The sequence below is a fragment of the Helicobacter pylori genome, assembly GCA_008032955.1.
Lineage (GTDB): Bacteria > Campylobacterota > Campylobacteria > Campylobacterales > Helicobacteraceae > Helicobacter > Helicobacter pylori_DC.
This window is the reverse complement of sequence record CP032046.1, coordinates 658628-679617: the sequence shown is the minus strand read 5'-3', so window position 1 is coordinate 679617 and position 20990 is coordinate 658628. Positions and strand designations below refer to the sequence as shown.

The 20990-nt window shown below is 39.1% G+C and carries 17 protein-coding genes and 4 pseudogenes; 19 read left to right on the top strand and 2 right to left on the bottom strand.

Annotated features, from left to right (window positions below; genetic code table 11):
• The first annotated feature begins 7 nt into the window (after window positions 1-7).
• A complete protein-coding gene (locus tag D2C72_03255) occupies window positions 8-2404 on the top strand; it encodes a ligand-gated channel (GenBank protein ID QEF43400.1) in 2397 nt (798 codons plus the stop codon).
• 10 nt (window positions 2405-2414) lie between these two features.
• Here the strand turns inward: D2C72_03255 and D2C72_03250 are convergent, their stop codons facing one another.
• Window positions 2415-3035, bottom strand: coding sequence for a M48 family peptidase (locus D2C72_03250; GenBank protein QEF43399.1), 621 nt, complete (start codon window positions 3033-3035; stop codon window positions 2415-2417).
• 81 nt (window positions 3036-3116) lie between these two features.
• Between D2C72_03250 and D2C72_03245 the strand changes: the two genes are divergently transcribed.
• The 18 genes and pseudogenes from D2C72_03245 to D2C72_03160 all read left to right on the top strand — a co-directional run bounded on the left by D2C72_03245 (window position 3117) and on the right by D2C72_03160 (window position 19054).
• Window positions 3117-3971 (top strand): glycosyltransferase family 25 protein, encoded by an 855-nt coding sequence (locus D2C72_03245; GenBank protein ID QEF43398.1) that lies wholly within the window; start codon window positions 3117-3119, stop codon window positions 3969-3971.
• A gap of 180 nt (window positions 3972-4151) precedes the next feature.
• Window positions 4152-5185 (top strand): annotated as a pseudogene (locus D2C72_03240) (bifunctional 3,4-dihydroxy-2-butanone 4-phosphate synthase/GTP cyclohydrolase II).
• 86 nt (window positions 5186-5271) lie between these two features.
• Window positions 5272-6111 carry a DUF3943 domain-containing protein gene (locus D2C72_03235; protein ID QEF43397.1) on the top strand — a complete coding sequence of 280 codons (840 nt, stop codon included), beginning with the start codon at window positions 5272-5274 and terminating at the stop codon, window positions 6109-6111.
• Window positions 6112-6200: 89 nt separating this feature from the next.
• Window positions 6201-6778: pseudogene (ribA, locus tag D2C72_03230) on the top strand (GTP cyclohydrolase II).
• A 76-nt stretch (window positions 6779-6854) separates the two neighbouring features.
• Window positions 6855-7079 carry a molybdopterin synthase sulfur carrier subunit gene (locus tag D2C72_03225; protein QEF43396.1) on the top strand — a complete coding sequence of 75 codons (225 nt, stop codon included), beginning with the start codon at window positions 6855-6857 and terminating at the stop codon, window positions 7077-7079.
• A pseudogene (locus D2C72_03220) lies at window positions 7080-7184 on the top strand (molybdenum cofactor biosynthesis protein MoaE). It abuts the gene before it with no gap.
• A 5-nt stretch (window positions 7185-7189) separates the two neighbouring features.
• Entirely contained in the window at window positions 7190-7627 is a 438-nt protein-coding gene (locus D2C72_03215; protein QEF43395.1) for a molybdenum cofactor biosynthesis protein MoaE, read from the top strand.
• 12 nt (window positions 7628-7639) lie between these two features.
• Window positions 7640-8170, top strand: coding sequence for a molybdopterin adenylyltransferase (locus D2C72_03210; GenBank protein ID QEF43394.1), 531 nt, complete (start codon window positions 7640-7642; stop codon window positions 8168-8170).
• A gap of 9 nt (window positions 8171-8179) precedes the next feature.
• A complete protein-coding gene (gene moaC, locus D2C72_03205) occupies window positions 8180-8656 on the top strand; it encodes a cyclic pyranopterin monophosphate synthase MoaC (GenBank protein ID QEF43393.1) in 477 nt (158 codons plus the stop codon).
• A 118-nt stretch (window positions 8657-8774) separates the two neighbouring features.
• A complete protein-coding gene (locus D2C72_03200; GenBank protein QEF43392.1) occupies window positions 8775-9557 on the top strand; it encodes a neuraminyllactose-binding hemagglutinin in 783 nt (260 codons plus the stop codon).
• A gap of 28 nt (window positions 9558-9585) precedes the next feature.
• Window positions 9586-10422 (top strand): outer membrane protein, encoded by an 837-nt coding sequence (locus D2C72_03195; protein QEF43391.1) that lies wholly within the window; start codon window positions 9586-9588, stop codon window positions 10420-10422.
• 111 nt (window positions 10423-10533) lie between these two features.
• Window positions 10534-11889, top strand: coding sequence for a trigger factor (locus D2C72_03190; GenBank protein ID QEF43390.1), 1356 nt, complete (start codon window positions 10534-10536; stop codon window positions 11887-11889).
• A 17-nt stretch (window positions 11890-11906) separates the two neighbouring features.
• Window positions 11907-12496 (top strand): annotated as a pseudogene (clpP, locus tag D2C72_03185) (ATP-dependent Clp endopeptidase proteolytic subunit ClpP).
• A 4-nt stretch (window positions 12497-12500) separates the two neighbouring features.
• Window positions 12501-13025: a peptide deformylase gene (locus D2C72_03180; protein ID QEF43389.1), complete on the top strand. Its 525-nt coding sequence runs from the start codon at window positions 12501-12503 to the stop codon at window positions 13023-13025.
• Between the two features lie 5 nt (window positions 13026-13030).
• The gene (locus tag D2C72_03175) at window positions 13031-14551 is read left to right on the top strand and encodes an ATP-binding protein (protein QEF43388.1); all 1521 of its coding nucleotides are present in this window, start codon (window positions 13031-13033) and stop codon (window positions 14549-14551) included.
• A 24-nt stretch (window positions 14552-14575) separates the two neighbouring features.
• Window positions 14576-16636 (top strand): cadmium-translocating P-type ATPase, encoded by a 2061-nt coding sequence (gene cadA, locus D2C72_03170; GenBank protein QEF43387.1) that lies wholly within the window; start codon window positions 14576-14578, stop codon window positions 16634-16636.
• A 44-nt stretch (window positions 16637-16680) separates the two neighbouring features.
• Window positions 16681-17901: a restriction endonuclease subunit S gene (locus tag D2C72_03165; protein ID QEF43386.1), complete on the top strand. Its 1221-nt coding sequence runs from the start codon at window positions 16681-16683 to the stop codon at window positions 17899-17901.
• Window positions 17902-18097: 196 nt separating this feature from the next.
• The gene (locus D2C72_03160) at window positions 18098-19054 is read left to right on the top strand and encodes a hypothetical protein (GenBank protein ID QEF43385.1); all 957 of its coding nucleotides are present in this window, start codon (window positions 18098-18100) and stop codon (window positions 19052-19054) included.
• Window positions 19055-19320: 266 nt separating this feature from the next.
• On the opposite strand, the gene hofF is transcribed toward D2C72_03160, so the two are convergent.
• Entirely contained in the window at window positions 19321-20820 is a 1500-nt protein-coding gene (gene hofF / locus D2C72_03155) for an outer membrane beta-barrel protein HofF (GenBank protein QEF43384.1), read from the bottom strand.
• Window positions 20821-20990: the final 170 nt, after the last annotated feature.

Genomic DNA, 20990 nt, shown 5'->3' with positions numbered 1-20990 from the left:
GAATTAAATGAGAAAGGTTATCATAATGAATGGTTATTTGAGGGTAAAAACCCCTTATTTTTTAGCGTTGGGTGCTTTGACTTTTTTGTCTTTTAACTTTTTGGTGGGCGCGAAAGATAAGCACCATTTTTTAAAAAAAGTTACAACCACTGAGCAAAAATTCAGTTCCAGCGCCCCGCTTTCATATCAAAGCGAAGAAGTGCGTAATTCCACAAGCTCTCGCACGGTGATTTCCAACAAAGAACTCAAAAAAACGGGTAATTTGAATATTGAAAACGCCTTGCAAAATGTGCCAGGGATTCAAATCAGAGACGCTACAGGCACAGGCGTGCTGCCTAAAATTTCGGTGCGCGGTTTTGGTGGAGGAGGTAACGGGCATAGCAATACGGGCATGATTTTAGTCAATGGTATCCCCATTTATGGCGCGCCGTATTCTAATATTGAACTGGCGATTTTCCCTGTAACTTTCCAGTCAGTGGATAGGATTGACGTGATTAAGGGTGGCACGAGCGTCCAATACGGCCCTAACACTTTTGGAGGCGTGGTGAATATCATCACTAAAGAAATCCCTAAAGAGTGGGAAAATCAAGCGGCTGAAAGGATCACTTTTTGGGGGCGATCATCCACAGGGGGTTTTGTAGATCCCAAAGAAAAAGGCAAGCCTTTAGCCCAAACCTTAGGAAACCAAATGCTGTTTAACACTTATGGGCGAACGGCTGGAATGTTGGGTAAGTATATAGGCATTAGCGCCCAAGGCAATTGGATTAATGGGCAAGGTTTCAGGCAAAACAGCCCCACAAAGGTGCAAAACTACTTGTTGGATGCGGTTTATAAGATTAATGCGACCAACACTTTTAAAGCTTATTACCAGTATTATCAATACAATTCTTACCATCCAGGCACTTTGAGCGCGCAAGATTATGCCTATAACCGCTTCATCAACGAGCGCCCTGACAATCAAGATGGAGGGCGAGCCAAGCGCTTTGGGATCGTGTATCAAAATTATTTTGGCGATCCGGATAGGAAAGTGGGGGGCGATTTTAAATTCACTTATTTCACGCATGACATGAGCAGGGATTTTGGGTTTTCTAACCAATACCAAAGCGTGTATATGAGCAGTCAAAATAAGATTTTACCCTTTAAAGGAAAAGGAGAAATTAGCACGACTAACCCTAATTGCGGTCTGTATTCTTATAGCGACACGAATAGCCCTTGTTGGCAATTTTTTGACAATATCCGCCGCTTCGTGGTGAATGCTTTTGAGCCAAAACTCAATCTCGTTGTCAATACCGGTAAAGTCAAACAAACTTTTAATATGGGAATGCGGTTTTTAACTGAAGATTTATACCGCCGATCCACCACCAGGAAAAACCCTAGCGTGCCTAATAATGGCAGTGGGTTTGATGCAGGAACTTCACTCAATAATTTCAACAATTATACCGCTGTGTATGCCAGCGATGAAATCAATTTCAATAACGGCATGCTAACGATCACGCCTGGCTTGAGATACACTTTTTTAAATTATGAAAAAAAAGACGCTCCCCCTTTTAAAGAAGGTCAAACAGGAAAAACCATTAAAGATCGTTATAACCAATGGAATCCAGCAGTGAATGTCGGCTATAAACCCATTAAGGATTGGTTGTTTTATTTCAACTATCAAAGAAGCTACATCCCGCCCCAATTCAGCAATATTGGTAATTTTACAGGCACAAGCACGGATTATTTTCAAATCTTTAATGTCATGGAAGGCGGCTCAAGATATTATTTTAACAACCAAGTGAGTTTTAACGCGAATTATTTTGTGATTTTTGCGAATAATTATTTTACCGGACGCTATGGGGACAACAGAGAGCCGGTCAATGCGAGATCGCAAGGCGTGGAGTTGGAATTGTATTACACGCCAATTAGGGGGCTTAATTTCCATGCGGCTTACACTTTTATAGACGCTAATATCACAAGCCATACGATGGTTACTAACCCTGCCAATCCTAAAGGGCCTAAAAAAGATATTTTTGGCAAAAAACTCCCTTTTGTCAGCCCGCACCAATTCATTTTAGACGCGAGCTACACTTACGCTAAAACTACGATTGGGTTGAGCTCTTTCTTTTATAGCCGTGCTTATAGCGATGTGTTAAACACCGTGCCTTTTACAGAATACGCGCCCACGATTAAAAATGGGGCTATCACCACCAAAACAGCGGGCATGACGCCGTACTATTGGGTGTGGAATTTGCAAATTTCTAGCGTTTTGTGGGAACGCAAAAATCAAAGCGTCAATGCGAGCTTGCAAATCAATAACATTTTTAACATGAAATATTGGTTTAGCGGGATAGGCACTAGCCCTAATGGTAAAGAAGCCGCGCCTCCCAGAAGCATCACAGCGTATGTGAGCTATCATTTTTAAGGCTTAACGTTTATGGCTGTAATGGCTTGAGCAGTTGGGTATAAAAAACAACCCTTTGTTTTAAATGATCTCTTAGAGCGCGGTAATTAGGGCAAAAGGTTTTTACGCAACGCCAGAAATTTTTGGAATGGTTTTTGTGGATCGTGTGGGCGAGCTCATGGATGATGACATAATCAATCGCTTCTTTTTGGGCGCAAACCAATAAAAGAGCGAAACTCAAGCGGTTATGATAGGAGCAACTCCCCAAAACTTTAGCGTTGTTTCTAATGCTGAAATGGGTGTATGAAGTTTGCATTTTTTGAGCGATCAAAGGGAGTTTTTGCTCCAAATAAGTTTTTAAGATTTTTTTAAGATCTGTTAGGGTGTAATCGTTGGCGTTTTTCATCTCATCAAACACAAGGATTTTGTTTTTATATTTTTCTAGGTTAGCGTGCAAGAGCGAGTGTTTTTCTTGCATGGCTGAAAGGGTTTTTTTTAGCCAAGATTCTTGTTCTTTTAAAAAAGCGCTCGCTCTGTCTTGAGAGCAAGAATTGGGCATTTTTAGAATCACTTCTAAAGAGGGCGTGATATTCAAGCTCAGGGTTTTGATTTTTTTACTTTTTTGAATGGTAATAGGAACATCATCTAACATGGTGCGTATTTTACTAAAATTTGCGCTAGAATGTAAGTCTGTTTGATATTGATTTTATTTGTATTAAGAATTAAGGCTAACATGCGTGTTTTTATTATTCATTTAAGCCCCAAAACCTGTCAAAATTTTTCTTTAAAAGAAACTCATATAACCCCCCTTTTAGAGAGCCTTAAACTTCAAGGGATCTCTTATGAAATCTTTGATGCGATCTATTCTAAAATCTCTCCCACTCAATTACACCCCTTGATTTTAGAGCATTTGCACCCTTCTTTTATGGTTGAAGATTTATTGGCTTTTTGTGAAAATAAAAAACACCCCCCTTGCGCGTTAAAAAATTTCTTTCATGCGATCAAGCATTGCGGGAAGAGGATGGGGTTTGGGGAGCTTGGGTGCTATGCGAGCCATTATTCCTTGTGGCAAAAATGCATAGAACTCAATGAAGCGATCTGTATTTTAGAAGATGATATTATTGTAAAAGAGCGTTTTAAAGAGAGCCTGGAATTTTGCCGCCAGCACATCAACGAATTAGGCTATATCCGTTTGATGCATTTAGAAGAAAATGTGGCTAAACAAAAAACTCCCATTAAAGGGGTTTCTCAAATCTTGAATTTTAAAGATGGCATTGGCACTCAAGGGTATGTTTTAGCCCCAAAAGCCGCGCAAAAATTATTGAAATACAGCGCGAAAGAATGGGTGATGCCTATAGATTGCGTGATGGATAGGCATTATTGGCATGGGGTCAAAAACTATGTGTTAGAAGAATTTGCGATCGCTTGCGACGGGATGAACGCTCAAAATTCCAACACAGAAAAACAAAGGCCTAAAAGATTACCCTCAAGCATTAGGATTGGCCGTTTTTTGCATAAAAGCGCGGTTAAAATCTTGGATAAAGTTTTTAGGTATAGCCCAAAATTAATCAGAATTGGCAAACATTAGAATAAGTCTTTGAGCATTTCTTGCATGATAGGGGGAGTTTCATTCAATTGATTTAAAGGCTTAGCGGTTTGCTAAATGCGGTTTGCTAAATAAAGCAATAAAGTAATAATCGTTATTAAACATGCTATATTTCTTTTTTTTATAAAACTCAATATTATTGAATAAAACTAGGGAGTTAGAATGATCTTAAGAAGAGTTACTGAAGCTTTAGAAGCGTATAAAAATGGCGAAATGCTTATTGTCATGGACGATGAAGACAGAGAAAATGAAGGGGATTTGGTTTTAGCCGGGATTTTTTCTACTCCTGAGAAAATCAATTTCATGGCCACGCATGCTAGGGGGTTGATTTGCGTATCTTTAACCAAAGATTTAGCGAAAAAATTTGAATTACCCCTATGGTTAGCGTGAATGATTCTAACCATGAGACCGCTTTCACGGTTTCCATTGACGCTAAAGAAGCCAAAACCGGGATTTCTGCTTTTGAAAGGCATTTAACGATTGAATTGTTGTGTAAAGACACCACCAAACCGAGCGATTTTGTGCGCCCGGGGCATATTTTCCCTTTGATTGCAAAAGATGGAGGCGTGTTAGCGCGCACGGGCCATACGGAAGCGAGCGTGGATTTGTGCAAATTAGCTGGATTAAAACCCGTGAGCGTGATTTGTGAAATCATGAAAGAAGACGGATCTATGGCGAGGAGAGGGGATAAATTTTTGAGCGACTTTGCCCTTAAACATAATCTTAAAACCCTCTATGTTTCTGATTTGATTAGCTATCGTTTGGAAAATGAAAGTTTGCTGAAAATGTTTTGCCAAGAAGAAAGAGAATTTTTAAAACACCAAACGCAATGCTACACTTTTTTAGACCACCAGCAAAAAAACCATTACGCTTTTAAATTTAAAGGCGCAAAAACCCATGATTTGGCCCCTTTAGTGCGTTTCCACCCTATCAAAGAGGATTTTGATTTTTTGACGACTGACGCGTTTGAAGTGTTTTTTAAAGCGTTAGAATATTTAAAGCGCGAAGGGGGTTATTTGATCTTTATGAACACCCATTCTGAACAAAACAATATCGTTAAAGATTTTGGGATCGGGGCGTTAGTGTTAAAAAATTTAGGGATAAAGGATTTTAGGCTGTTAAGCTCTTGTGAAGACAGGCAGTATAAGGCTTTGAGCGGGTTTGGGCTTAAGCTTGTAGAAACGATTAGCCTTTAAAGCTTGTTCAATTTCATTGAATGTGTTGTAATGTTTTTAAGGTATAATAAACTCTTTTTAAGTCAAGCAATAAAGTTTGCAACCTGATGAGAGTAATAATAGAGTTTATGCTGATTTCATTAAAAATATTCCTAAAAATATCATTGAAAATATTCCTAAAAACCTTCCAAAAGATTTGGATGGTTTGCGTGGTTATTTGGGGGTTGGGCTGTAGTTTTTTAAACGCTAACAGCATCCAATTAGAAGAAACGCTCAAACGAAGCCCTAAAAATCTTATTTGGCAACACTTTAAAAAGAAGTTTAAAAAGAGCAATACGATCCCTTATGCCCCAAATAGCCGTTGGAAATATTTAGGCACAAGTATCGGGATTTTGGGCGTGTCGTTGGTGATAGGGATTGTGGGGTTGTATCTCATGCCAGAGAGCGTAACGAATTGGGATAAAGAAAAGTTTGGCGTCAAAAGTTGGTTTGAAAATGTCCGCATGGGGCCAAAACTGGACAACGATAGTTTTATTTTCAATGAAATTTTGCACCCTTATTTTGGGGCTATGTATTATATGCAACCGCGCATGGCTGGGTTTGGCTGGATGGCATCAGCGTTTTTTTCTTTTATCACTTCCACGCTTTTTTGGGAATATGGCTTGGAAGCGTTTGTGGAAGTGCCTAGCTGGCAGGATCTAGTGATCACGCCTTTATTAGGCTCCATTTTAGGGGAAGGGTTTTACCAGCTCACGCGCTATATCCAACGCAATGAAGGCAAGCTTTTTGGCTCTTTATTTTTAGGGCGTTTAGTTATCGCTCTTATGGATCCTATCGGTTTTATCATTAGGGATTTAGGGCTTGGGGAAGCTTTAGGGATTTATAATAAACATGAAATCCGCTCTAATTTAAGCCCCAATGGTTTGAATTTGACTTACAAATTTTAAGAGCTTAAAATTTAAGAAAATTATAAAGAGTTTTGATAGAATACCTTTTTTTAAAAGACGCGTTTTTAAAACTAATTTTAGGAGTATCCTTGAAACGATTAGAAGTCTCTAACCAAGCCAAATTACCCACTCAATTTGGGGAGTTTTATATCCAGTGTTTTAGAGAAAAGGGTTCTAATGGCTCTAAAGATCATTTAGTCATTTTCACCCCTAATTTTTCTCAAAACCCCTTAGTGCGTTTGCATTCAGAATGCTTAACGGGTGATGCTCTAGGCTCTCAAAAATGCGATTGCGGAGGGGCGTTGCAAATGGCGTTAGAAAGGATTTCTAAAGAAGGGGGCTAGTGATTTATTTGCGCCAAGAAGGGCGTGGGATAGGGCTATTTAATAAAGTCAATGCATACGCTTTGCAAGATAAGGGCTATGATACCATTCAAGCCAATGAAATGATAGGGTTTAAAGACGATGAAAGGGATTATAGTGTTGCGGGTGAGATTTTAGAATATTACCATATTAAAAAAATGCGCTTGCTCACGAATAACCCTAAAAAAATCGCCGCTTTAGAAAAATACGCTGAAGTAACAAGGGAGAGCTTGATCGTGTGCGCTAATGAGCATAATCAAGGGTATTTGGAAGTCAAAAAGCTCAAAATGGGGCATTTATTGTGAAAACTAAAAGCGCTTTTCAAAGAGATTTTGAAAATATTTTAAAAACATGCTTTAAAGGGCACAATATAGGGGTAAGATAATGATAGAAGTGCGATTTTTTGGACCCATAAAAGAAGAAAATTTTTTCATCAAAGCGAATGATTTAAAGGAATTAAGAGCGATTTTACAAGAAAAAGAGGGCCTAAAAGAGTGGTTGGGCGTTTGCGCGATAGCCCTTAATGATCATTTAATAGACAATTTAAACACACCTTTAAAAGATGGCGATGTGGTAAGTTTGTTGCCACCGGTTTGTGGGGGCTAGGTGTTAAAAATCATTCAAGGGGCATTAGATACTAGCGAGCTTTTAAAAGCCTATCAAGAGGAAGCTTGCGCGAAAAACTTTGGAGCGTTTTGTGTGTTTGTGGGGGCTAGGTGTTAAAAATCATTCAAGGGGCATTAGATACTAGCGAGCTTTTAAAAGCCTATCAAGAGGAAGCTTGCGCGAAAAACTTTGGAGCGTTTTGTGTGTTTGTGGGGATTGTGAGAAAAGAGGGTAACATTCAAGGCTTGAGTTTTGATATTTATGAAGCGCTATTAAAGACTTGGTTTGAAAAATGGCACCATAAAGCTAAAGATTTGGGCGTGGTGTTAAAAATGGCGCACAGCTTGGGCGATGTTTTGATAGGACAAAGCTCATTTTTATGCGTTTTAATGGGAAAGAATAGAAAAAATGCTTTAGAACTATACGAAAATTTTATTGAAGATTTTAAGCGTAACGCTCCTATTTGGAAATACGATTTGATTGATAATAAACGCATTTACGCTAAAGAAAGAAGCCACCCTTTAAAAGGGAGTGGGCTTTTAGCTTAAAAAGGAGTTCAAATGCAAACGATTCATATAGGCGTTTTGAGCGCGAGCGATAGAGCGTCAAAAGGGATTTATGAAGATTTAAGCGGGAAAGCGATACAAGAAGTGATGAGCGAATATCTGCTCAATCCTTTAGAATTTCATTATGAAATTGTCGCTGATGAAAGGGATTTGATTGAAAAATCGCTGATTAAAATGTGCGATGAATACCAATGCGATCTAGTCGTTACGACAGGAGGCACAGGCCCTGCTTTAAGAGACATAACCCCAGAAGCCACAGAAAAAGTGTGCCAAAAAATGCTTCCTGGTTTTGGAGAGCTTATGCGAATGACTAGTTTAAAATATGTGCCTACAGCGATTCTATCGCGCCAGAGCGCTGGCATTAGGAATAAGAGTTTGATCATTAATCTTCCTGGTAAGCCAAAAAGCATTAGAGAATGCTTAGAAGCGGTTTTTCCAGCGATTCCTTATTGCGTGGATTTGATTTTAGGGAATTACATGCAAGTGAATGAAAAAAACATTCAAGCGTTTCGCCCCAAACAATAGGATAAAAAAATGCCGCTCACTCATTTGAATGGAGAAAATCAGCCTAAAATGGTGGATATAGGGGATAAGGAAACCACTGAAAGAATCGCTTTAGCGAGCGGTCGTATCAGCATGAATAAAGAGGCTTATGACGCTATTATCAATCATGGCGTTAAAAAGGGTCCGGTGTTACAGACTGCTATTATTGCTGGGATCATGGGGGCTAAAAAGACAAGCGAGCTCATTCCCATGTGCCATTCAATCATGCTCAATGGGGTGGATATTGATATTTTAGAAGAAAAAGAGACTTGCAGTTTTAAACTCTATTCGAGAGTCAAAACTCAAGCTAAAACGGGCGTAGAAATGGAAGCGTTAATGAGTGTGAGCATAGGGCTTTTAACCATTTATGACATGGTGAAAGCCATTGACAAGAGCATGACAATTAGCGGTGTGATGTTGGAGCATAAAAGTGGAGGCAAAAGTGGGGATTATAACGCTAAAAAATAGAAAAAGACTAATAATCTAAAGATGTTAGGGTAAAATAACATTTTGACAACAAAAGCGTGTTGGTTGCTTCGGGTTTGTTGTTATAGAAGTCTGAAATATTACAATCAAGGATAGAACGATGAAAACAAATGGTCATTTTAAGGATTTTGCATGGAAAAAATGCCTTTTAGGCGCAAGCGTGGTGGCTTTATTAGTGGGGTGCAGTCCGCATATTATTGAAACCAATGAAGTCGCTTTGAAATTGAATTACCATCCAGCTAGCGAGAAAGTTCAAGCGTTAGATGAAAAGATTTTGCTTTTAAGGCCAGCTTTCCAATACAGCGATAATATTGCTAAAGAGTATGAAAACAAATTCAAGAATCAAACCACGCTTAAAGTTGAAGAGATCTTGCAAAATCAGGGCTACAAGGTTATCAATGTGGATAGTAGCGATAAAGACGATTTTTCTTTTGCGCAAAAAAAAGAAGGGTATTTGGCGGTTGCTATGAATGGCGAAATTGTTTTACGCCCCGATCCTAAAAGAACCATACAGAAAAAATCAGAACCCGGGTTATTATTCTCCACTGGTTTGGATAAAATGGAAGGGGTTTTAATCCCGGCTGGGTTTATTAAGGTTACCATACTAGAGCCTATGAGTGGGGAATCTTTGGATTCTTTTACGATGGATTTGAGCGAGTTGGACATTCAAGAAAAATTCTTAAAAACCACCCATTCAAGCCATAGCGGAGGGTTAGTTAGCACTATGGTTAAGGGAACGGATAATTCTAATGATGCGATCAAGAGCGCTTTGAATAAGATTTTTGCAAATATCATGCAAGAAATAGACAAAAAGCTCACTCAAAAGAATTTAGAATCTTATCAAAAAGACGCCAAGGAATTAAAAGGCAAAAGAAACCGATAAAAACAAATACGCATAAGATAAAGAACGCTTGAACAAACTGCTTAAAGGGGGTGTTTTAGTGTTCTTTTTGAGCGTGTGTTTAAGGGCTGATGATCTGGTTACTTATACGATCGCCAAAGAAGAAGATCTAGGATACCAGCGGTTTTTAGCCAAGAAGTGTTTAAGGGGTAAAACCCACCCTCCATGTTTCACTGAGCCTAAAAAGCCCAAAAGAAAACTTTTTAACATAGACAAAAGCTCCCATTATTATGGCACAAGCGTGGTGCAAATGTCATGGCTACAGAGTAGGGAAAAATTTGAAAACCATTCAAAATACCGAGACATTCCTTTTGCTGAAGTCAGTTTGATTTATGGCTATAAACAATTTTTTCCTAAAAAAGAGCGCTATGGTTTCCGCTTCTATATTTCTTTGGATTACGCTTATGGGTTTTTTCTTAAAAATAAAGGCGTATTAGGCGATAGTTTGAGGGAGAGTTCGCAAATCCCTAAAAGTTATAGAGAAAAGTTGCAAAGAAAAGAGACTTTTATCAACGCTATTTTTTATGGCGTGGGGGCTGACTTTTTATACAAACGCGCTTTTGGGACGCTGATTTTAGGGATGAATTTCGTGGGCGAAACCTGGTTTTATGAAACAAAGATTTTTAAAAAGTGGGCTAAAGATCCTTTGAGCGTTTATCACCCTTACATGTTTCAAGTGATGTTGAATGTGGGGTATCGTTACCGCTTTTCAAGGTATAAGAATTGGGCGATAGAATTTGGTGCACGCATCCCTTTTTTAACCAATGATTATTTTAAAACCCCTTTATACACCCTTCATTTCAAGCGCAATATTTCTGTCTATCTCACTTCAACTTATGACTTTTAGTTTTTTAAATTTTTGAAAACCAGAATTAAAACCGCTTTTTATAAACTAGAATTAAAACAAATTAAGCTATAATGATACAAAAATTTAATTTTTTAACCATTAAGGAAAAAAATGAATCTTGAAGTGAAAAAGATTGACACCGCTAACGCCCGTTTGAGCGCTAAACCTTCCATTGAAAATTTAGAAAAGCGTTATGATAAAATCGCTCAAAAAATCGCCCAAAAAGTTAAAATTGATGGCTTTAGAAGAGGTAAAGTCCCCCTTAGTTTAGTGAAAACCCGTTATCAAGCCCAAATTGATCAAGACGCTCAAGAAGAAATGATTCAAGAGGTTTTAAAAAACGCTTTTAAGGAATTAGGGATTGAAAATAAGGATCTCATCGGCAGCCCCAATCTCACTAAATTTGAAAAAAAAGACACGCATTTTGAAATAGAAGCGGACATCGGCTTAAAACCCACGATTGTTTTAGACAAGATCAAAGAGTGTGTGCCTAGCGTGGGAGTGGAAATCCCCAATGAAGAAAAAATTAATGAGCGTTTGAAACAGCTCGCTAAAGATTACGCGAAATTTGTGGACACTGACGCTCAAAGAAAAGCTCAAAACGACGATAAATTGACGATTGATTTTGAAGGTTTTATAGATAATGCACCTTTTGAAGGGGGCAAGGCTGAGAATTTCAGTTTGATTTTAGGCAGTAAGCAAATGCTAGAAGATTTTGAAAAGGCTCTTTTAGGCATGCAAGCTAGCGAAGAAAAAGAATTCTCTTTGACTTTCCCTAGCGGATACCACGCAGAGCATTTAGCCGGCAAAGAAGCCCTTTTTAAAGTGAAATTGCACCAGATTCAAGCGCGTGAAGCGTTAGAAATCAATGACGAACTCGCTAAAATCGTGCTAGCCAATGAAGAGAATGCGACTTTAAAGCTTTTAAAAGAAAGGGTTGAAGGGCAGTTGTTTTTAGAAAATAAAGCCAGGCTCTATAACGAAGAGCTGAAAGAAAAATTGATTGAAAATTTAGATGAAAAGATTGTTTTTGATTTGCCTAAAACGATCATAGAGCAAGAAATGGATTTGTTATTCAGGAACGCTCTTTATTCCATGCAAGCTGAAGAAGTCAAATCCTTACAAGAAAGTCAAGAAAAAGCCAAAGAAAAGCGTGAGGGCTTTAGGAATGATGCGACAAAAAGCGTGAAAATCACTTTTATCATTGACGCTTTAGCGAAGGAAGAAAAAATTGGCGTGCATGACAATGAAGTCTTTCAAACTTTGTATTATGAAGCGATGATGACAGGGCAAAACCCAGAAAATCTCATTGAGCAATACCGCAAAAATAACATGTTAGCGGCGGTGAAAATGGCGATGATTGAAGATAGGGTGTTGGCTTATTTGTTGGATAAAAACCTGCCTAAAGAGCAACAAGAAATTTTGGAAAAGATGAGGCCCAACGCTCAAAAAACTCAAGCGGGTTAAACGGCTAAAAAGGAGAGATGATGGGATACATTCCTTATGTAATAGAGAATACCGATCGTGGGGAGCGCAGCTATGATATTTACTCGCGCCTTTTAAAGGATCGCATTGTTTTATTGAGCGGTGAAATTAATGACAGCGTGGCGTCTTCTATCGTAGCCCAACTCTTGTTTTTGGAAGCTGAAGACCCTGAAAAAGACATTGGCTTGTATATCAATTCTCCCGGTGGGGTGATAACAAGCGGTCTTAGCATTTATGATACGATGAATTTTATCCGCCCTGATGTTTCCACGATTTGCATCGGTCAAGCGGCTTCTATGGGGGCGTTTTTACTAAGCTGTGGGGCTAAGGGCAAGCGCTTTTCACTGCCCCATTCAAGGATTATGATCCACCAGCCTTTAGGGGGGCTCAAGGGCAAGCGAGCGATATTGAAATCATTTCTAACGAGATCCTTAGGCTTAAAGGTTTAATGAATTCTATTTTGGCTCAAAACTCAGGGCAGAGTTTGGAGCAAATCGCTAAAGACACGGACAGGGATTTTTATATGAGCGCTAAAGAAGCTAAAGAGTATGGCTTGATTGATAAAGTGTTGCAGAAAAATGTGAAGTGATTGCATGGCGTTATTAGAGATTATCCATTACCCTTCTAAAATCTTAAGAACGATTTCTAAAGAGGTCGTTTCTTTTGATTCAAAACTCCACCAGCAATTAGACGACATGCATGAGATTATGATCGCTAGTGAGGGGATAGGGTTAGCCGCTATTCAAGTGGGCTTGCCTTTAAGGATGCTCATTATCAATCTCCCGCAAGAAGACGGCGTGCAACACAAAGAGGATTGCCTAGAAATTATTAACCCTAAGTTTATAGAAACTAAAGGGACGATAATGTATAGGGAAGGGTGCTTGTCTGTGCCGGGGTTTTATGAAGAGGTGGAGCGTTTTGAAAAGGTTAAGATAGAGTATCAAAACCGCTTCGCTGAAGTGAAAATCTTAGAAGCTAGCGAACTTTTAGCGGTAGCCATTCAGCATGAGATAGATCACCTCAACGGCGTGTTATTCGTGGATAAATTATCCATTTTGAAGCGTAAGAAATTTGAAAAAGAACTCAAAGAGCTGCAAAAAAAACAAAAACACAAGTAACAACCATGATCAACACGATATTTTGCGCGACCATGCAAAGGGGGGTGGCTGAAATCGTGGCTGTGGAAGCGACTTTCACAAGGGCTTTGCCGGCGTTTGTGATTTCAGGCCTGGCTAATAACTCTATCCAAGAAGCCAAGCAGCGGGTCCAATCGGCTTTACAAAATAACGATTTCACTTTCCCGCCTTTAAAAATCACCATCAACCTTTCGCCTTCAGATTTGCCTAAATCCGGGAGCCATTTTGATTTGCCTATCGCTCTTTTAATCGCTTTGCAAAAACAAGAGTTGGCTTTTAAAGAATGGTTTGCTTTTGGGGAGTTAGGGCTTGATGGCAAGATCAAACCCAATTCTAACATTTTCCCCATGCTCTTAGACATTGCCATTAAGCACCCCCATGCTAAAGTCATTGCGCCTAAGGCTAATGAAGAACTTTTTTCGCTCATTCCTAATTTGCAATGCTTTTTTGTGGAGCATTTTAAAGAAGCGTTAGAAATCTTGCAAAACCCTGAAATCAAAGCAGATACCCACACGAAAAAACTACCCTTTAAAACGATAGAATTGAACGATAAAGAGTATTATTTTTCAGACGCCTATGCCTTAGATTTTAAAGAAGTTAAGGGGCAAGCTGTCGCTAAAGAAGCCGCTTTGATCGCTAGCGCTGGGTTTCATAACTTGATTTTAGAGGGAAGTCCAGGGTGTGGGAAAAGCATGATCATTAATCGCATGCGTTATATCTTGCCTCCCTTAAGCCTGAATGAAATCCTAGAAGCGACAAAATTACGCATTTTAAGCGAGCAAGACAGCGCCTATTACCCTTTAAGGAGTTTTAGAAACCCTCACCAAAGCGCTTCAAAATCCAGCATTTTAGGCTCAAGCTCTTTAAGAGAGCCAAAACCTGGCGAAATCGCGCTAGCGCATAACGGCATGCTTTTTTTTGATGAATTGCCTCATTTTAAAAAGGATATTTTAGAAGCCTTGAGAGAGCCTTTAGAAAACAATAAATTAGTGATCTCACGAGTGCATAGCAAGATTGAATACGACACCTCTTTTTTATTTGTAGGGGCTCAAAACCCTTGCTTGTGCGGGAATTTACTCAGCGCCACCAAAGCATGCCGTTGCCAAGACAGAGAAATCACGCAGTATAAAAACCGCTTGAGCGAGCCTTTTTTGGACAGGATTGATTTGTTTGTGCAAATGGAAGAGGGGAATTATAAAGACACGCCGTCGCATTCTTGGACTTCAAAAGAGATGCATGAATTAGTGTTATTAGCTTTCAAACAGCAAAAGTTAAGGAAACAGAGCACTTTTAATGGTAAGCTTAATGAAGAGCAGATCGAACGATTTTGCCTTTTAAATACTGAAGCGCAAAAATTGTTAGAGCAGGCGGTTGAAAGGTTTAATCTGTCCATGCGTTCTGTCAATAAGGTCAAAAAAGTCGCTAGGACGATTGCGGATTTAAACGCTTGCGAGGATATAGAAAAATCTCACATGCTTAAAGCGCTGAGTTTTAGAAAGATTTCTTAAAAGGATTTTTATAAGGGAGAGAAAATGCAAGAATACCACATTCACAATTTGGATTGCCCTGATTGCGCGGCTAAATTAGAAAGGGATTTAAACAAACTGGACTATGTGAAAAAAGCTCAAATCAATTTCAGCACCAGTAAGCTGTTTTTGGATACGAGCGATTTTGAAAAAGTTAAGGCTTTCATCAAGCAAAACGAACCGCATTTGAGCCTGTCTTTTAAAGAGGCCGCAGAAAAGCCCTTGAGTTTTACCCCACTCATCATTACGATCGCTGTCTTTTTAGGCGCGATTTTAATCTTACACCTAAACCCTAGCCCTTTGATTGAAAAAGCGGTGTTTGTGGTGCTAGCCTTAGTGTATCTAGTGAGCGGTAAAGATGTGATTTTAGGGGCGTTTCGTGGGCTTAGGAAAGGGCAATTTTTTGATGAAAACGCTTTGATGCTCATTGCGACTATTGCGGCTTTTTGCGTGGGGGCTTATGAAGAGAGTGTGTCTATTATGGTGTTTTATTCAGCGGGCGAATTTTTGCAAAAACTCGCTATCGCTCGCTCTAAAAAATCCCTTAAGGCTTTAGTGGATGTCGCTCCTAATTTGGCTTATTTGAAAAAGGGCGATGCGCTAGTGAGCGTTGCGCCTGAAGATTTAAAAGTCAATGACATTGTGGTGGTGAAAGTTGGCGAAAAAGTGCCTGTTGATGGCGTGGTAGTTAAGGGCGAAAGCTTGCTAGATGAAAGGGCGTTGAGTGGGGAGTCTATGCCTGTTAATGTCAGCGAACGCTCTAAAGTTTTAGGGGGGAGCTTGAATTTAAAAGCGGTCCTTGAAATTAAAGTAGAAAAAATGTATAGAGATTCTTCTATCGCTAAAGTGGTGGATTTGGTCCAACAAGCCACGAATGAAAAGAGCGAAACCGAGAAATTCATCACTAAATTTTCACGCTACTACACCCCAAGCGTTTTATTCATTGCGCTAATGATTGCCATATTACCGCCCTTGTTTTCTATGGGGAGCTTTGATGAGTGGATTTATAGGGGGCTTGTGGCTTTAATGGTGAGCTGTCCTTGCGCGTTAGTGATTTCTGTGCCTTTAGGGTATTTTGGGGGCGTGGGAGCGGCGAGCAGAAAGGGTATTTTAATGAAAGGCGTGCATGTTTTAGAGGTGCTTACCCAAGCTAAAAGCATCGCCTTTGATAAAACCGGCACTTTGACTAAAGGCGTTTTTAAAGTGGTAGATATTGTGCCGCAAAACGGGTATTCTAAAGAAGAAGTTTTGCATTACGCTTCTTGTTCGCAGCTTTTATCCACGCACCCGATCGCTTTATCCATTCAAAAAGCATGCGAAGAAATGTTAAAGGACGATAAGCACCAGCATGACATTGAAAATTACGAAGAAGTGAGCGGAATGGGGGTTAAAGTGCAATGCCATACGGATTTAATCATCGCAGGGAATGAAAAAATGCTAGATCAATTCCATATCGCGCACAGCCCTTCCCCAGAAAACGGCACGATCGTGCATGTGGCTTTCAATCAAACTTATGTGGGCTATATCGTCATTAGCGATGAGATTAAAGATGACGCCATAGAGTGCTTAAGGGATTTAAAAGCGCAAGGGATAGAAAATTTTTGCATTTTGAGCGGGGACAGAAAAAGCGCGACTGAGAGCATCGCTCAAACTCTAGGCTGTGAATATTATGCGAGCTTGTTGCCTGAAGAAAAAACGAGCGTGTTTAAAACTTTTAAAGAACGCTATAAAGCCCCGGCGATTTTTGTAGGCGATGGCATCAATGACGCTCCGACTCTAGCGAGCGCTGATGTGGGGATTGGCATGGGGAAAGGCTCAGAATTGAGCAAGCAAAGCGCAGACATTGTGATCACTAACGACTCCTTAAATTCGTTAGTGAAAGTTTTAGCGATCGCTAAAAAAACTAAAAGCATCATTTGGCAAAATATCTTGTTCGCTTTGGGGATTAAAGCCGTTTTTATCGTGCTAGGGCTTATGGGGGTAGCGAGCTTGTGGGAAGCGGTCTTTGGCGATGTGGGGGTTACGCTTTTAGCCTTAGCCAACTCCATGCGCGCGATGAGGGCTTAAAGCCTTGAATTAATCATCAAAGAATTAGAAGCTTAAGGGGTCAAATGCATAAAATAGAGCGATTACTCCACACTTTAGCGCCTAAGGGGGTGGGGTTTAGGAAGTTGGGGGAGGTGTGTGAAATAATTAGAGGTAAAAGGGTTACAAAAAAAGAAATACTAGATAAAGGAAAATATCCCGTTGTATCTGGTGGAATAGGATTTATGGGATATTTAAATGAATATAACAGAGAGGAAAATACAATTACTATAGCTCAATACGGAACTGCCGGATTTGTCAATTGGCAAAATCAAAAGTTTTGGGCAAATGATGTTTGTTTTTCTGTCATTCCAAAAGAAACCCTAATCAATAGATACCTTTATTATGTATTAACAAACATGCAAAATTATTTATATTCTATTTCAAATAGAAGCGCTATACCTTATAGCATTTCTAGTAATAACATTATGCAAATAACCATCCCCATCCCGCCCCTAGAAATCCAACAAGAGATCGTTACGATTTTGGACGCTTTCACAGAATTAAACACAGAATTAAACACAGAATTAAAAGCGAGAAAAAAGCAATACCAGTATTACCAAAACATGCTTTTAGACTTTAAAGACACCAAACAAAGCCACAAAGACGCAAACATTAGCGCCAAAACCTACCCTAAACGCTTAAAAACCTTACTCCAAACTCTAGCGCCTAAGGGGGTGGGGTTTAGGAAGTTGGGGGAGGTGCTAGAGTATGATCAACCCAATAAATATTGCGTAACGAGTAAAGAATTTGATAAAAGTTATCCTACCCCCGTTTTAACCGCAGGAAAAACCTTTATTTTAGGTTATACAAACGAAAAAGACAATATTTATCAAGCGAGTAAAAGCTCTCCGGTTATCATCTTTGATGATTTCACAACAGCGACCCAATGGGTTGATTTCCCTTTCAAAGTAAAATCAAGCGCTATGAAAATCTTACTCCCAAAAAATCCTACAATTAACATCAGATTTATCTTTTTTTACATGCAAACTATTCCCTATAATATCAGTGGGGAACATACAAGGCAGTGGATTTCTCGCTATTCAAAAATAACAATCCCCATCCCACCTCTAGAGATCCAACAAGAGATCGTTAAGGTTTTGGATCAATTTTTGGCTTTAACCACCGATTTATTAGCCGGTATCCCGGCTGAAATAAAAGCCAGGAAAAAGCAATACGAGTATTACCGAGAAAAACTACTGACCTTCAAACCCCTAACCCCACACAAAGAAGTTAAAAAAGGCTAAAGGCGTTTTTTACAAGAATTTGAAATATTTACCGACAAGAAAAGGGGGAGAGATAAAATAAAAAAGCGTTTGTAATGCGTGCGATTTTTTGATTGAGGGGCAAAGAATCAATGCAAATAGTGCTAAAGGTTATGACAAGTTGCACTAAAATCAAAACAAGTTGCACTAACTATCACTTATTAAAAAGGAGTTCAATATGCCAAATGTTATTACAGATTACTCGCAATACAATGAAAAGCAACTGCAACATTTTTTAAACTCCATTGAAAAACAATTGCTTAAGGCAGAAGGGGATAAAAATAAAGCGATAAAAAAAATCCAAGAGTGTGAATTGCAAGAACGAACGATCAGACAGGTTTTAGCCCAAAAACATTCTCAAGAAAAAGAACCCACACAAAGCCTGTTAAATACGATCGCCTCAAAAGATGACCCAGAATACGATGTTTCGTTTGGAGACTTCAATGATTTTTTACAAATAGCAAAACAAGAAATGTTAAGAAAATACCACCCACAAAGGCGTGGCATAGACGAGCATTTAGGCGATGATACCGACTTATTAATCCTATTTATAAATAGGATTAAAAAGGGAGAGATTAAGTTAAGAAAAGTAAGCCAAATGTTTAGTGGTTATAAAAGGGTAATCAGTGATATACTAGAGAATGAAAACAGCCTAGAGTATATCAATAATTTTATTGGTGCTTTATCAAAGGAGACAAGAGATAGACAATTCAGTGCCTATGAACGCTTATTTGTTAAGCTACTCAATTTAACCCCAATTAGAAGCAGTGAGATTATTACGATTAAGTGTAGCGATTTCTACATTAAAGGCGATTATTGTTTAGTGGCGAATAAGTATCTATTGTTTATTCCTTTATTCATGGAAGCTAAATCTATCCCTAAAGATGATACCTTGCTTATTGACAACATAATCAAATATCAATTCACTAGCACTAGAATACCAAAAGTTCAAAACGCATGCCAAACTAATAGGCGAATATTAAGAGACATTGGGTATCTTGGAGTTCAACAAAGCGAGTTCGCTATTAGATTACTCCATTACCTTATTAGTTTAGGTTTAAGTGAGCTAGGCGAAGCAATAACATGGATAAAAGTGCAACCAAAAACCAAGAAGCTACTAGGATTAAAATTATAGCCCCTTATTTGACATTGGCTTATTTGATTTATTTTATTGTTTTTGCTTTACATTTATACAAAATCATAGTATCGTAAAGCAAAAAAGCCCATTTTAAAAAGTTTTAGTATAGCGGAGCCAAAAATGCCCGTAGCGTAATAAAAAAAGTTTAAAATTCCAACGCTTTTTAAAAACAAGCCCTAAAATAGGCGATAGAGTGGTTTTTAATGGCTATTTTTTGCTAGGCGTTTTAACAAACCCTTAAAGGGTTGTTATTTAAAGAGGTTTTAAAGCTTCCACACGATTTCGGTGAAAATATGACTCCTGTCTTGATCGGTGGCAGGCTGGCTGTCTAATTTTGGCCCGTTCCACCCCATTTTATAGCCTTGATGCATCAACACATTATAATATTCAAATTTAATGTCGGCTGAGAAATTTTTAGTGAATTTATAGCCCAAGTTGAGCGATAAGACTTGTTCGTTCGCCCTAGGCCCATAAGTCAAACGCCCTAATAAACCCCAAAGGAATTTCCTATGCACCCCACCGCCAAAGGCAAACACGGTGAAAGCGTTCGCGTCCATCATGTAAGACAAAGAGTTAAGGGTGTTGGCATAAACGGTGTTCGTCCAAAAGTCAAAGCCCAAGCGGTTACCATGGTAGCCTATCATCCAGTTAGCGTTCCCAAAGGATTTATAAATCCCAAAACCAAAATTGTATTCATTCCATTCAAACTTTTGTTTGATCATCAAGCTGTGCGCGTTTTTACCGGCCGGCATGCCAAATTGATAGGTGTCCCAAAATCTTTTAGCGTAAAAAGGATTAAGCACGGTAACATCGGTTTGAGAGCGAAACCCTAATCCGGTAAAAGTGGGGTTACTATCATAAGTGATCGTAAAGTTGGGGTCGTATTCGTTAAAGGGTGAAAAATAGACGAAAGGCTGAATGCTGAAACCCTTGTAATTCCAAATGATATAAAAGGCATGCACCCCAGGGTTTATGGTTTGCCCGTTTTTAAGAGTGTAGGTTTTAGGCGAATAGAAATTATAAAGCCACTCATTATAGGCAAAACCACGACCAAAAGAGCTAAACCACCAGAATTTGAAATTCCCTAAATTTAAGGTCATGTCCAAGCCTTGGTTGTAACCACTCATATAATCCGCTGGGGATTCGTACCTCCCGCCCCTAATTTCAAAAATATCCTTGTAGTTGTAGCGCAAGTAGGCGTTATAAATCACATAGTTTCTGGTGTGATCGGCATAGGTTTTTGCGCAAGTGGAAGCCGCTAAAGCTTCTTGATTAGACAACTGCGTCATTTCAGCTTGAGTCATCTTATCGTATTGGCCTTGGGTCAAATTCCCTGTGGCTAACCCGCAACTAGCCCATGGTTTTTGCCCTACAAGACCGCCCCAATAGCCCACGTAGTTCCACGTCATAGCCCCATAGGGTTTTCCTGTAACTTCGTTAATAAAATCCTTAGTGCTATCATAAATCACAGCACCCCCCCAACCCCCAAGGCTCCCGTCTAAATGGTGCCCGTTAGCCGTAGCGCTTTTGGGCAAGAGCTCCGTAAAATCCACTTGCATGTAGGCCATAATCGTCATAAAGGTTTCGGTAGGGTAAATCCCTTTATTAGTGTTGATAGGTTTGTTATTGAAACCGACTTTAGAGAAACTTTCAGCACCCGCTTTAATTTTAGCGATTTTACCCAAATCAAGAGCTTCACTTTGAGAAGAGAATAAAAAAAGAAGCGTTGCGATATTTTTAGCAGATGCAACTTTGTAGTTCATGTTTAACCTTTAGTATAAACCAAAAATTCTAAATAGAGTAAGCCAACACCATTCAAAGAAAATTTTTTCTTACAGATCTTAAACATCTAATCAGTCTGTTCATCTTCCGTCCTTTTTGCTACGAAGTCCGACTTGCAAAGTTAATTCTTAACTAAGTCGTGCGTTAATAC

Bases quoted from the DNA above. Each gene is read 5' to 3' on its own strand.
- D2C72_03255 (QEF43400.1), top strand. From the start codon at position 8: ATGAGAAAGGTTATCATAATGAATGGTTATTTGAGGGTAAAAACCCCT.
- D2C72_03250 (QEF43399.1), bottom strand. From the start codon at position 3,035: ATGTTAGATGATGTTCCTATTACCATTCAAAAAAGTAAAAAAATCAAA.
- D2C72_03245 (QEF43398.1), top strand. From the start codon at position 3,117: ATGCGTGTTTTTATTATTCATTTAAGCCCCAAAACCTGTCAAAATTTT.
- D2C72_03235 (QEF43397.1), top strand. From the start codon at position 5,272: ATGAGAGTAATAATAGAGTTTATGCTGATTTCATTAAAAATATTCCTA.
- D2C72_03210 (QEF43394.1), top strand. From the start codon at position 7,640: ATGCAAACGATTCATATAGGCGTTTTGAGCGCGAGCGATAGAGCGTCA.
- moaC (QEF43393.1), top strand. From the start codon at position 8,180: ATGCCGCTCACTCATTTGAATGGAGAAAATCAGCCTAAAATGGTGGAT.
- D2C72_03200 (QEF43392.1), top strand. From the start codon at position 8,775: ATGAAAACAAATGGTCATTTTAAGGATTTTGCATGGAAAAAATGCCTT.
- D2C72_03190 (QEF43390.1), top strand. From the start codon at position 10,534: ATGAATCTTGAAGTGAAAAAGATTGACACCGCTAACGCCCGTTTGAGC.
- D2C72_03180 (QEF43389.1), top strand. From the start codon at position 12,501: ATGGCGTTATTAGAGATTATCCATTACCCTTCTAAAATCTTAAGAACG.
- D2C72_03175 (QEF43388.1), top strand. From the start codon at position 13,031: ATGATCAACACGATATTTTGCGCGACCATGCAAAGGGGGGTGGCTGAA.
- cadA (QEF43387.1), top strand. From the start codon at position 14,576: ATGCAAGAATACCACATTCACAATTTGGATTGCCCTGATTGCGCGGCT.
- D2C72_03165 (QEF43386.1), top strand. From the start codon at position 16,681: ATGCATAAAATAGAGCGATTACTCCACACTTTAGCGCCTAAGGGGGTG.
- D2C72_03160 (QEF43385.1), top strand. From the start codon at position 18,098: ATGCCAAATGTTATTACAGATTACTCGCAATACAATGAAAAGCAACTG.
- hofF (QEF43384.1), bottom strand. From the start codon at position 20,820: ATGAACTACAAAGTTGCATCTGCTAAAAATATCGCAACGCTTCTTTTT.